Raw genomic sequence first — 12,424 nt, forward strand, 5'->3', positions numbered from 1 at the left:
CCCTTGCCCAAAGAACCGTATTATCCGAAAATTCAATCTATATCCTTGCCATTATAATATCACGCTTTTTTATATATGTCAATAAAATATATAGAAAAATTTCATTTATAGATGATTTTTTTACATGAATGATTGACTTGTGTTTCTTTTGGGTTATAATAAGGATATAGGAGAATTTAGGACAGAAAGGGTTTTTATGAAAAAGAAAAACGCTGCCGCCGGCGGCAGGGACGTCCTGGATAATTTCGAAGCCCAGTTCAAGAAATCTACCCTTCCCCTGATGGTGCTTACACTTTTATCAGAGCAGGAGCAAATGTACGCTTATGAAATTACCCAGGAGTGTCTGCGGCGCACAGACGGTATTTACAAGATGCCCCTCCTTTATACCACTCTCAGCAAACTGCTGGAACAAGGCTTTGTCGAAGAAGTTGGAAAAACCATTTCAGAAAGCAACCGAGTCAGAGTGTATTACCGCATCACAGAAGAAGGAATTTCGCATCTGTACAGACTAAAATCTCTGTATGACAAGCTGAGCCGCGCGGTTCAGTCCGTCGTATATACTGAGAAAGAAAGGGACGACTGATGTATACGCCAAACCAGGAGATTGAACAATATCTGCAGCAAATTGAAGCAGCGATCTATCATCTAGCAGAATCCGACGGCTTTATTGACGGACTCCGCCAACAACTATATGACTATGCCGAAGTGCACACAATCCTTTCGATTTCCGCACTAGTAGAGGAATTCGGCACACCGGAAGAAGTTGCGGCAGATTTTTTAGAAACATGTTCTGCCCTCAAGCCGAAGAAAATTGCTAAATCCAGAAAACGAGGCTGGCTAAAAACTGCTATCATTCTTGCTTTGGTTGCAATCGTAATCGGCGAGATGCTGCATCTCCATGATTTAAAAAGGCATACACAAGTCATGGCGACTGATGTCATCATAATTCACGATAATGAAGAAAATGCAGATGATGATGTAATAGAAGAATAAAATACAAGTAAAGGAGAAAGTCGAAGTGAAACGTAAAATTATCACTCTATTTTCAATGATTGCTATGGTAATGGCGTTTACAATACCTATATCTGCTGCAACGCAAACAGATACCACCTATGAGAAAGAATTCTATCCAGATGGTTCCTATGCAATCATTACAACTACTATAGAAACGAGTTCTATCATTCCATTGGCAAGCGAAAAAACTAAGTCCGCCAGCAGAACCTATACTTACTATGCTGCAAATAGCAGCAAAGAATGGGATTTCACTTTAACCGGAACCTTCACTTACAATGGAACTACCGCCAAAGCAACAAAAGCAGATACCAGCTACAATCTCCATGTTTCCGGCTGGAAGTGCATTTACAAACACGGAAGCGTTTCCGGTGCAGTCGCTACTGGACAAGGTACATTCCAATATAAATCAGATATCACAAAAATGTTTCTTTAAGTCTGAAATGCTCTCCAACAGGAGTCATTTCCTCCCTATAAATTCAGCAACCACTATACTGCAATATATCCTATAAAGGAAACTGCCTGTACTGGTCGATTGACAAAATCGCCTGCAGGCAGTTTTCTACTTTAATCCATTTTGTCGGTCAAGCTAATTTTGACACTTTCCCCTCAGAATCGCATCAATTGTGTCATTTTTGCGATTACCGCAGATTGTCGCTATCTTATGGTTGTTAAATCACCTTGCAGGTCCAGTCCTCGATATTCCAGATATCGGTGACGATGTCCTGATAAAATTCCGGTTCATGGCTGACCAGAATGACAGTACCTTTAAAGTCACGAACTGCTTCTTTCAGTACATCTTTGGCAACAGGGTCAAGGTGATTGGTCGGCTCGTCCAAAACCAGCAGGTTCATAGGTCTCTGCATCAGCTTGCAGAGACGGAACTTGGCATTTTCTCCACCGGACAAAACGCGCACCTGACTTTCAATATGCTCATTGGTCAATCCACACTTTGCAAGAGCGCGGCGTACCTCTCCATTATCCAGCGCCGGAAATTCGTCCCAGAAATCCTGCAAAGCAGTTTTATCGCTGCCATCGTGTTCCTGCTCAAAGTAAGCTGGCTCCGCGTAGTAGTCCAGCTTTACACTGCCCCCAAAAGCTGGGATAATTCCAAGCATAGTTTTCAGCAAAGTAGACTTTCCGAGACCGTTAACTCCTTTAATAGCAATCTTCTTGCCCCTCTCCACATGGAAAGTCAGCGGCTTTGTCAGTGCGTCATCATAGCCCAGCACCAGGTTTTCCGCTTCGATGACATACTTACCCGGCGCACGAGAATAGTCAAAGCGGAAAGTCGGCTTCGGTTTTTCTTTAATCAACTCAATTTTTTCCATCTTATCCAGCTTTTTCTGGCGAGATTTTGCCATGTTGGTGGTTGCGATTCTCGCCTTGTTTCTGGCGATAAAATCCTCCAGATCGGCGATTTCCTTCTGCTGTTTCTTGTACGCCTGTTCTAGCTGCGCCCGCTTGATATCGTACATGTGCATAAAATCATCGTAGTTTCCGCTATAGCGGGTCAGCACTGCATCCTCTACATGGTAAATCACGTTGACCACGTCGTTCAAAAACGGAATGTCGTGGGATACCAGAATAAACGCATTTTCATAGTTCTGCAAAAATCTAGTCAACCAGATAATGTGATTCTCATCCAGATAGTTGGTTGGCTCGTCCAATATCAAAATCATTGGGTTCTGCAAAAGCAGCTTTGTCAAAAGCACCTTGGAACGCTGTCCACCTGAAAGCTCTGACACGTCCTTGTCAAGACCAATGTCAGCAAGTCCCAGACCACCTGCGAATTCTTCAATCCGGGAATCGATGGTGTAAAACCCACTGTGCTCCAAGATATCCTGAATCTCTGCAGCGTCTTCCATGAGGCGCGTCATCTCATCATCCGATGCTGTAGCCATTTTGTCATAGGCTTCCAGCATTTCTTTTTCAAGGTCAAAGTAGTAGCTAAAAGCCTCCCGCAGCACCTCTCTGATGGTCTTTCCCTGACTCAGCGTTGTGCGCTGATCCAGATAACCTGTAGTGATATGATTACACCAGCTGACTGTACCTGCATCAGGCATTAGATTGCCGGTTATAATATTTAAAAAGGTAGTCTTTCCTTCGCCGTTAGCGCCGACAAGACCTACATGTTCTCCTTTATTTAAACGAAAAGAAGCGTCCTCCAGGATCTGCCTGCCGCCGAATCCGTGAGACACTTTTTCTACTGTTAAAACGCTCATCTATTTTACTCCTTCATAAATCAAAGTACATATTTCATTAAATTTTATCATTTTTGGGGTGGGACTGCAAGTAGATATTCCGCACATAAAGCTGACACGCAAAAGAATTGCAGACATTCCAGAACAGGTGGCGAGGGTCAGTTTCACAGGGAATTTTCGGCATAGAAGTTTGATGGAAAGCATGATACACCGCACTTTCGATGTGTCCGCAAAACTCATTATAAGCCTTCTCTTTCTCGTTGATTCTAATAGAAAGTTTAATCAGCCGAGAAATCTCTTCGATCGTATAAACTGGCTTCAAAATGGCAATGACAAAAAGAGAAGCAACAGTCGTTCTGTCGTACTTCTTGTTGACAGGCGGTGCGATGAACTTTTGCTTGACATAATTGTTTATCATGGTCTTTGTCATGATTTTTTTGCCGTCAAAGGTCAGATAAGGTCCCAGCCACGTTTCCAAAAGCGACAGCACCTGATCCAGATATAGGTCAATAGAAGGAAGTTCTTCCCATCTTGGCAGTTTAAATTGTTCCAGACCTTTGCTTTTTCCCATGATACATCCCTTTCTTTCTCATTCATTGCTGTGAAAAATCATACCACAGAGGAAAGTTTCTGTCAACCCGTTGACAAAGTCATTATAATGAGTTAATATAGTTTCAATAACTACGTAAATATTATAGGATTTGTACCGCCAATTTTTAAACATAAGGAGATATAAAATTGAAAAAAATTCAGGAACTGAAACAGGTCTTTCATCCGGTATTTCACGAAGATTTCAGAGCGCTGCTGGACTACAGCGCAAAAGCTTACCGCAGCGATGACGCCTTTATTGTAAAACATAAAAAGGGAAAGAAAGAAGTCTCCTACGAGCATATTACCTTCGAGGAATTTCGTCACCGAGTAGACTATCTGGGCACCGCTTTTTTACAGCGGGGCTTTCAGGGAAAGCGTATCGCTATCATTGGAAAAAACTGCTGCGAGTGGATGCTAGCATATTTTTCAACCCTTTGCGGACTCGGCATCAGTGTACCGCTGGACAAAGGACTTCCTTACGAAGAAGTGGAATCTTCTCTGATTCGCAGCAAAGCCGATGTGCTTGTCTTTGATCCTGCGCACCTTGATATCGTAACTGCCCTGCAGGAAAATCAGAATACACAGGTTAAAAACTTCATATCTATATCACCTTTAGAGGGTTATGAAGACATTCCTGCTCTGATCAAGGAAGGGCACGACGCACTAACTGCAGGTTTTGTCGAATATCGCAAATTGCCGATTGATGGAAAAGCGACCTCAATTATTCTGTTCACCTCTGGCACCACTTCCATGGCTAAGGCTGTACAACTGTCCCAGTACAACATTACTGCCAATGTCTATGCCATGCTTAAAGTGGAAGATATCCGTCACGGCGATATCAACATGGCATTTCTGCCGTACCATCACACCTTTGGCTCAACAGGTCAAGTCGTTATGCTGGCTGCCGGTGTAACCACCACCTTCTGCGACGGGCTGAAATATCTGCAGAAAAACATCGTTGAATACAAAGTTTCGCTCTTTGTCTGTGTACCGCTTCTCATCGAGTCTATCTATAAAAAGATTATGGCAACAGTAAAAAAGCAAGGACTGGAAAAGAAAGTTACTTTCGGTCTGAAGTTATCCAAGCTGCTGCTGAAAGTCGGTATTGACATACGCCGCAAACTATTTAAGGAAATTTTAGACCAACTAGGCGGTAATTTGCGCTACGTCATCAGCGGCGCATCTGCCATCGACCCAGAAGCGCTGGAGGGCTTTAATAACTTTGGTATCACCGCAGTACAGGGCTACGGTATGACAGAAGCTTCTCCTGTACTTGCCGCAGAAAATACCTGGCAGCATAAAACAGGCTCCATCGGTATGGCGATGCCCGGCGTTGAACTTGCCATTGATAATCCTAACAGCGAAGGCATCGGTGAGCTTATCGCCCGCGGTCCAAATGTAATGTGCGGTTATTACGAAAACGAAGAAGAAACTGCTGCTATTTTAGCTGACGGCTGGCTCCATACCGGCGATCTTGCCTATCTGGATAAAGATGGCTATGTCTTCATCTGCGGCAGAAAGAAAAACGTCATCGTTTTAAAAAACGGCAAGAACGTATATCCGGAAGAACTGGAGATTCTCATCAGCAATCTGCCTTATGTAGAAGAAAATATGGTCTTTGGTCAGCCGCGCAAAGCAGACGGTGACGAAAAAGATCTTGCACTTTGTGCAAAGATTGTTTATAAGCCAGATTATATGAAGGAAACTTATGGCACCACTAATCCTGACGAAATCGAACAGATCATAAAAAAAGATATCGATATCATTAACGAAGAACTGCCGACCTACAAGCAGATGCTTCGTATCATCGTCACCGACCAGCCTATGATTAAGACCACTACCGGCAAGGTCAAGCGTCACGAAGAAGCAAAGCATTTGTAAATTATTACCACAAAAAATCAAGAAACAAGGACAGCCCTGCCTGAAGGATACCCTCGCAGATGCTGTCCTTTATTCATTTCTATTTTTTCTTGTCAATTTTTAACTTTCTCACTATGGCAACAAGCCCTATCATCGATACAATCAGCAAATCAATATAGAAATGTAGTGCCGTTTGGTCACCCGTATTTGGTCTACCTTCCTGCCAATTCATCTGATGCAAATTGTCATTTTTCTGGTTTTTATTTGTGCCGCTCTGGTTGCCGGTTCCACCGGAATTCCCAGAACTGCCTCCTGGCTTTTGATTCGGCTTGCTGTCGCCTGGTTTGTCCTGTCCTGGTTTATTATCGCCTGGCTTATCGATATCTTCTTTCAGCTTCTGGTAAACCAATACAATTTCCTGATCCTCTGCAGTAAAGACACCCTGACTTTCTCCCTCGGCACGCACATATTTATATCCGCTGATTTCATACTGCTGCAGCTGATACTTGTCACCGATATAGCCAATGTAAGTGTCTTCCTCTCGAATGATATTACCATCCTCATCTACAAAACGAATTACCACTCTGCCCGTCATGACCACATTTGGACTTCGCTTGTACACATAAGTTACAATCTGCACATCCTCGCTGAACGTACCGCTTTCACTGCCCTCAACACGCAGAAACTTGTATCCGCTGATATTCTTTTGACTGGTCTGATAGACTTGTCCGACGAATCCGTTATAGATACTGTCAAATTGTATCGTGTTGCCGTCTTCATCCACATACTTCGCAATCACCGTAGACGCCTTGTCCTCCGGCACATAATACATGATGACAGTCTTTACCCGTTCCTCAATTTCGCCTTCTTCCGCACTGCCTGCGGCTGCCCGTGCTGCATCGTAAAACGGTCCTTCAGATCGAATAAACTGATAGCCCGAAATCTGGTAGCGAACAGCTTTATAAGCGTCTCCGATGTCACCATTAAAGACATCGTCATTTCTGATAGTCAGACCTTCTTCCGTCTGATAGCGAACTATAACAGTACCACCCCTCTCCGGATTTTCAGGAGTATCCGGATCTTCTGGAACATAAATGTAGGTAACTGTCTGATTTTCCTTTTTATAGATCAAAGATTCTGATCCAACTATCTCTTTCAACTGGTAACCTGGTATGGTCAGCGCCGAAGTCTGGCAGCTTTCCCCTAAAACGCCCTGATATACAAGATTACTGTGAAGGGTATTTCCTGTTTCATCTACATAGCTTGCTGTTATCTGCCCTTTTTCAGGCACAGGCTTTTCTGCCGCTTTGCGGTAAACATAGGTGACAAGCTGCGGCTTCCTTTGAAAACGCCCTTGCTCGCTGCCTGTAACTTTAACAAATTCATAGCCGGCAAGCTCAATTTGAGAGGTCTTATAACTGCTGCCGGTTTTCCCCTTATAGATGATATCATCGCAAAGCAAATTTCCATCCTCATCTACATACCTTGCCGTTACTGTATCCGGCATCGTAAGCTTATAATAGTGGGTTACCTCTGCAGTTTCCATGCTGAGTGTGCCATGAAGTTCTCCTTCTGTTCGAACATACTCATAACCATGGAACTGCTGCACCTCTACTTCATAGGGCGCTCCAACTCTGCCATGTATCAACAGATCATCCCGCACCGGTTTTCCTTCGTCATCAACAAAATGCACGATAACCCTGCCTTCGTTAATTTTCTCATACACATGGGTGATAACCTGGTTACCCGGCTGGAACGTGCCTGTCGCATCTCCTTCTGTTCTGATATGCTCATAGCCGGAAATGTACGGCGCTGTCACATCATACGCCTCGTCCACATAATCAGTAAAAGAAACCTCGTCTTTAATCGGCTTTCCGTCTAAATCCACGTACTTTACGGTAATGCTGCCTCGCTGCCTGTAGATGTATTTTACCACCTGCACATCTTCACTGAATGTACCGGCTTCATTACCTTCTACCCGGATAAACTCATAGCCTTCTATATCAAGTTTTTCGGTGCGGTAGCTTTGTCCAACTCCGCCTGAGTAAACTTTCGTCTCCGCTACAGTTCTGCCTGCAGTATCCAGATATCTTGCCAGCACGTCACTGGCGAGAGGTATGTAGAGCACTGTAACTACCTTGACGCCATCCTCAATAACACCGCTTTCTTCACCAATCACTTTATCAAATTTATACTTAGCAATATCCTTTAGCGGCGCAACATAAGCAGCTCCAATATTGCCATTGCACAGAACATCACTGCTGATGGTATAGCCCTGATTGTCCTGATAGCGTATGATGATACTGCCACCCTTATCAGAGTCCGGATCATCTTCCGCTTTTTTCGTGTAAACATAGGTTACAACAATCGGATCTTCCGTATAATTACCTGCTGCAGAACCTATGATTTCTTTAAAAGTATAGCCTGGAATATAAAGCTGTGAAGTCTGATACGCTTCCCCAACATAGCCTTTATATGTCATGTCTGGATTGATTTGATTTCCATCCTCATCCTGATATACTGCCATTACCGTACTGTTCTCATGTACTGGCAGTTTTTCCTCAGGCTTATAGATGAAAGTAACAAGCTGTGGCTTTTTAGTGTAAGTCCCGCTTACATTCCCTTCAACTCGGACAAAATCATAATCCTCAATCTCCAGCTGATTTGCCTTATATGTCTTTCCTTCCGCACCTTTTCCTACGATATCTTCGCAAAGCTGATTTCCGTCTTCATCAACATATCTGACTGTTACTGTATAAGGAATCAGGCATTTGTATCGGAATGTAACATCCACTTCATCACTGTCTGGGAATGTACCGCTGGTAGGCGCCCCCTCTGCACGCATATACTGGTATCCGAACACCTCTTTGTGCGCTACAGAGTAAGGCTTTCCGCTCTTACCGCTGACTTTTTCGTCAGGCAATACTTCATCTCCATCTTCGTCAGTATAATGGATATTGACCGTTCCGTTCGGTAAAAGTGCCTCAATTACATCATCGGGATCCATGTATTTATCCCAAATTTTTAAATTGTAGACTTTACCGCCAGGAGAGGCCTCTGCGCTAGTAGCAATATCATCAAAGAAGAACCCCAGTCTGGTTTTTCCACCAATGACCGTCGGTACACCCTGACCACTACTGTCTTGCACAGACATATCAAATTTTTTATTGACACCATCTACGATATAAGCCTCAAATGTGCCGCTCTTATTTCTTCTTACGATTAAATCAACCACCTGATTCGGCTGTGTTACACTGGCGCCGTTGACCCCATAATTGTAGAAATTCAGATGTCCACCATTATAGAAGTAAAACCCTGTATCAACGGTTGAATTCTTATAATCGATAATTTTTCTCCAACCACCGAGAGTGTTTTCAAAAGAAAATTTCAGACCGATGGTATATTCTTCCCCAATATCCTTATCAATATCGATATAAAAACCGCCGCCTCTTGCGGTATTGGAGTGCCACTGCCAATACGTTCCATTGTCAGCATCTTCTCCAAAGCTGGTGGTCGCATTGCTTCTGTTGTTATCCCCAGTAGAACTCCACGCGGTCAGTGTAGAATGACCTTTGGCATCTGTCAAATTATTGTTGAAATTATACTGCACATAAGGCGTTGTATCCTTTTCTTCCTCTGCGTATAGTATGTTAAAAGGAATTGTGCCGATAAGAAGCAAAATGCAAAGAAGTAAACATTTTGTTTTTGTCATTTTCTGTTTCATAAGGCGCCCCTTTCCTACAAAAATCCCGTATATCTTTCTTGATACTTCGTCAAATTTTACTCATCCATGCCATATTCTAGCACAAATTTTTTTCTTAGTAAACTCCTTTCCTTTTGGAAAAAACTGAAATACGATTTGTGTAAGTACTGTTTTGTTTAATTCCTGCTAGATGTATACCGTATCGCACCACAAGATAGCAGAAATAAAACAAAGACTCCCTCAAAATGAAGGAGTCCTCCTGATATGTATAAAAGCTTGTTTTTATTATGATTAGTCAGGTTTCATTTCCTGTTTTTACTGCACCTGAAGTCTTTTCAACGTCTGATCATGCTTTTTTATAAGTTGTCCCTGACTTTTGGTTACTTTCTTTAGAATCGCGATATCTTCATATGCCTCCGGCAGCTTTTCCGATTCACTTTTATAGCGCTCAAAGGTGCTAAGATATACCGCCTCAATATTTGACAAGCCTGGTATGACTCTCTTGTCAATCTGACACTTCATATCTCCTACAGTTGCTTCCAGCTTTCCAATTCGTTCATTAGCCGCCCGCATGCTGGTGTTCAGCATATTAAGCTGACTGTTGACAAGCTCCATATTCTCTTCCAGTTTGCTGGTTCTATCCTTGAGGACTTCCATATTCTCTTCTAGCTTGCCGGTTCTATCCTTGACGATTTCCATATTCTCTTCCAGCTTGCTGGTTCTATCCTTGAGAATTTCCATATTCTCTTCCAGCTTGCTGGTTCTATCCTTGAGAATTTCCATATTCTCTTCCAGCTTGCTGGTCCTAGCCTTGAGAATTTCCATATCGTCTTCCAATCTATCCAACCTGACTTCCAGGCTGCCAACTCTGGCTTCCAGCCTATCCATTCTCTCTTCCAGACCACCGACTCTGGCTTCCAGCCTATCTATTTTCTCTTCCAAAGGTTTAATCCGCTCATCCACAATCAGTCCAATGGCTCTTAAATCATCTCTGCCTAAAATCATATCCTCTCTCCTCCTAAAGCATACAATCCACTCTTCCTACCCCAATCATATCATAAAGGACTATGCCCCTCCAGCCTTTTTTGGTCTCAAAAAAGAAGTTCTATTATTTAGATTACTCCCCATACTGTTGAAAATTCCTCTTTCGCTTGCATCACATATAATTCATTCTTTCCTTGCGCTTTTACACAGTATTCCTCAATTATCACAGCGAGGAAGAGAATATCCGTCAAAAAATGTTTATTACTGGAAAATCTATTTGCTTACTGTATATTTTTCCCTGTTATTCATACTTCTCAATAGCAATGTACTGCCTGTCTTTCCTGGACTTGCCGCCCACTTCTCGCAAACAGGCTTTGCCTTTTCCCCTTAGTGAAATTTTATCCCCTTCTTTCAACTGAAAATCCGGTTTCACCGTCTCCATATTGTTGACAAAAACGATTCCCCTTGTGATTGCCTCTGCTGCCTTTCCGCGAGATAGCGAAAACGCCGAGGCCACAATACTATCAAGACGCAGGGATGCTACCGTATCGGTGATTTCTCTCACCTTTGCTTCCGGCACGATGAGCTTAGAAATGTCCAATTTTTCCAGCGAAAGACTGACTCTACCGGCTTTGCAGTAATTCTGCAAAATAAAGTCCGCAATTTCCGCAAGCACTATGATGTCTGCACCGTCATCGCGCACCAGAATATCGCCGATCATCTCCCTCTTCATACCGAGTCCGATGAGAGAACCTAAATAATCCCGGTGCGTCAACGACTTACTTTTCTCCGATACCTTTGCCCTCACTATCACCAAAGGATTCTCATTCTTCAAATCCGCATACCCCGGCAGATTTAACAAAATCACTCGCTCCGCCTGCTCATATCCTCCGTAAAACAAAGTCCTCAAGGCAGGTCTTTCTTCCGCCATTTCAGGGACTTCCTCCTGCTTCTGTGTAAAAACCTGGACAAAATTTTTCTTGCAGAAAACCCGCGCCAGCGACTGCTGGTGCAGGTCCATAAATCCGGTATGGGTTGCAATAAATTTATTTTCGCACTGAGCAATTTTATCCTCTATTTGACCTAGAAAAAAGTTATCTTCTTTCATCTGTACACTCCTTATAAACTTCCAGTATTTCTTTCTTTTTATTTTACCATATTTATTCCGTCACGAAAATATCAATTTTTTCAATCACAAGATTAATATTTTTAATTTTTATATTGACTTTTTGAATTTACGATGTTAAATTATTGATATCGGAAGGGAGGAAAACGAGTTATTTATGAAAAAGATCATCAGCCGCTGTCCCGTCTGCGACGGGCAACTGAAGGTAACGAGACTGAAATGCAGCCGCTGTGAAACCGTCATCGAAAACGATTTTACACTGAGCAAGTTCGATTATCTTACAGAAGAAGAACTGTATTTCACAGAAACCTTTATCCGCTGTCGCGGCAATATTAAAGAAGTTGAGAAAGAACTGGGCATTTCCTATCCTACAGTGCGCGCTCGCCTGGACGGCATTATCAGAGCGCTGGGATATGAAAATGCAGCCAAAAAAGATGCGGAAGCAATGCGCAGAGAGGGGATCTTAAATTCGCTAGAAAAGGGAGAGATCACAGCAAAGCAGGCGCTTGCCATGCTGAAGTAAAACAAATTGAATCAATTTATGGAGGTAACCACAAGTGGAAGAGAAAATGAGAATTTTAAAAATGCTAGAAGAAGGAACCATCACCGCAGAAGAGGCGTCCGATCTGATAGAGGCACTGCAAAGCACAGATACACAGACCACCCTAATGGCTGAAAAGCCTTACAATAAACGGATGCTTCGCATCCTTGTGGACAATGAATCAAACGGTGACAAGGTCACAGTACAGTTCCCTGTGGGTGCTGTAAAAAAAATTCTAAAAGTCACAGGAAAACTGCCCCTGCCGGAAGAACAGATGCAGGATTTCGATTTAGCCGAATTGATGGAAGCCATCAACGAATGTCTGGATGAAGAACTAGACGGTGACATCGTCAATGTTACTTCTTCCGCCGAAAATACCACTATCCGAATCTGTATTGAATAGG

General features: G+C 43.0%; 11 protein-coding genes. 6 read left to right on the forward strand and 5 right to left on the reverse strand.

From position 1 onward, the window contains the following. The first annotated feature begins 196 nt into the window (after positions 1-196). From NFR88_RS01705 to NFR88_RS01715, 3 genes are read left to right on the forward strand one after another with little or no spacing between them, the layout of a single operon-like run. Positions 197-583 (forward strand): PadR family transcriptional regulator, encoded by a 387-nt coding sequence (locus NFR88_RS01705; RefSeq protein WP_251613077.1) that lies wholly within the window; start codon positions 197-199, stop codon positions 581-583. Next, positions 583-993: a hypothetical protein gene (locus NFR88_RS01710; RefSeq protein WP_161908700.1), complete on the forward strand. Its 411-nt coding sequence runs from the start codon at positions 583-585 to the stop codon at positions 991-993. Before NFR88_RS01705 ends, NFR88_RS01710 begins: the two co-directional genes overlap by 1 nt. Positions 994-1,018: 25 nt before the next feature. Then, positions 1,019-1,447: a hypothetical protein gene (locus NFR88_RS01715; RefSeq protein WP_251613081.1), complete on the forward strand. Its 429-nt coding sequence runs from the start codon at positions 1,019-1,021 to the stop codon at positions 1,445-1,447. A gap of 235 nt (positions 1,448-1,682) precedes the next feature. Here the strand turns inward: NFR88_RS01715 and NFR88_RS01720 are convergent, their stop codons facing one another. Beyond that, positions 1,683-3,236 (reverse strand): ABC-F family ATP-binding cassette domain-containing protein, encoded by a 1,554-nt coding sequence (locus tag NFR88_RS01720; RefSeq protein WP_160200687.1) that lies wholly within the window; start codon positions 3,234-3,236, stop codon positions 1,683-1,685. Positions 3,237-3,273: 37 nt separating this feature from the next. Further along, complete coding sequence (locus NFR88_RS01725) at positions 3,274-3,786, reverse strand: DUF1836 domain-containing protein (protein WP_251613084.1); 513 nt, start codon at positions 3,784-3,786, stop codon at positions 3,274-3,276. Positions 3,787-3,953: 167 nt separating this feature from the next. On the opposite strand from NFR88_RS01725, the gene NFR88_RS01730 reads away from it, so the two are divergent. Next, a complete protein-coding gene (locus tag NFR88_RS01730; RefSeq protein ID WP_251613087.1) occupies positions 3,954-5,687 on the forward strand; it encodes an AMP-binding protein in 1,734 nt (577 codons plus the stop codon). A gap of 79 nt (positions 5,688-5,766) precedes the next feature. Here the strand turns inward: NFR88_RS01730 and NFR88_RS01735 are convergent, their stop codons facing one another. The 3 genes from NFR88_RS01735 to NFR88_RS01745 all read right to left on the reverse strand — a co-directional run bounded on the left by NFR88_RS01735 (position 5,767) and on the right by NFR88_RS01745 (position 11,461). Further along, positions 5,767-9,390 carry a MucBP domain-containing protein gene (locus tag NFR88_RS01735; protein WP_251613090.1) on the reverse strand — a complete coding sequence of 1,208 codons (3,624 nt, stop codon included), beginning with the start codon at positions 9,388-9,390 and terminating at the stop codon, positions 5,767-5,769. A gap of 294 nt (positions 9,391-9,684) precedes the next feature. After that, positions 9,685-10,374: a hypothetical protein gene (locus tag NFR88_RS01740; RefSeq protein WP_251613093.1), complete on the reverse strand. Its 690-nt coding sequence runs from the start codon at positions 10,372-10,374 to the stop codon at positions 9,685-9,687. A gap of 280 nt (positions 10,375-10,654) precedes the next feature. Beyond that, positions 10,655-11,461, reverse strand: a complete 807-nt coding sequence (locus NFR88_RS01745) for a YlmH family RNA-binding protein (protein ID WP_251613095.1) — start codon at positions 11,459-11,461, stop codon at positions 10,655-10,657. Positions 11,462-11,636: 175 nt separating this feature from the next. On the opposite strand from NFR88_RS01745, the gene NFR88_RS01750 reads away from it, so the two are divergent. Together NFR88_RS01750 and NFR88_RS01755 are read left to right on the forward strand one after the other, a co-directional pair. Further along, positions 11,637-12,002 carry a DUF2089 domain-containing protein gene (locus tag NFR88_RS01750; RefSeq protein WP_251613098.1) on the forward strand — a complete coding sequence of 122 codons (366 nt, stop codon included), beginning with the start codon at positions 11,637-11,639 and terminating at the stop codon, positions 12,000-12,002. Positions 12,003-12,036: 34 nt separating this feature from the next. Continuing rightward, positions 12,037-12,423 (forward strand): SHOCT-like domain-containing protein, encoded by a 387-nt coding sequence (locus tag NFR88_RS01755; RefSeq protein WP_160200694.1) that lies wholly within the window; start codon positions 12,037-12,039, stop codon positions 12,421-12,423. Position 12,424 lies beyond the last annotated feature (1 nt).

It is taken from the genome of Senimuribacter intestinalis (genome assembly GCF_943192965.1).
Lineage (GTDB): Bacteria > Bacillota > Clostridia > Peptostreptococcales > Anaerovoracaceae > Senimuribacter > Senimuribacter intestinalis.

What these genes read in the sequence shown, in the direction of transcription:
- NFR88_RS01705 (WP_251613077.1), top strand. Translation starts at nt 197, where the DNA reads ATGAAAAAGAAAAACGCTGCCGCCGGCGGCAGGGACGTCCTGGATAAT.
- NFR88_RS01710 (WP_161908700.1), top strand. Translation starts at nt 583, where the DNA reads ATGTATACGCCAAACCAGGAGATTGAACAATATCTGCAGCAAATTGAA.
- NFR88_RS01720 (WP_160200687.1), bottom strand. Translation starts at nt 3,236, where the DNA reads ATGAGCGTTTTAACAGTAGAAAAAGTGTCTCACGGATTCGGCGGCAGG.
- NFR88_RS01725 (WP_251613084.1), bottom strand. Translation starts at nt 3,786, where the DNA reads ATGGGAAAAAGCAAAGGTCTGGAACAATTTAAACTGCCAAGATGGGAA.
- NFR88_RS01735 (WP_251613090.1), bottom strand. Translation starts at nt 9,390, where the DNA reads ATGAAACAGAAAATGACAAAAACAAAATGTTTACTTCTTTGCATTTTG.
- NFR88_RS01740 (WP_251613093.1), bottom strand. Translation starts at nt 10,374, where the DNA reads ATGATTTTAGGCAGAGATGATTTAAGAGCCATTGGACTGATTGTGGAT.
- NFR88_RS01745 (WP_251613095.1), bottom strand. Translation starts at nt 11,461, where the DNA reads ATGAAAGAAGATAACTTTTTTCTAGGTCAAATAGAGGATAAAATTGCT.
- NFR88_RS01750 (WP_251613098.1), top strand. Translation starts at nt 11,637, where the DNA reads ATGAAAAAGATCATCAGCCGCTGTCCCGTCTGCGACGGGCAACTGAAG.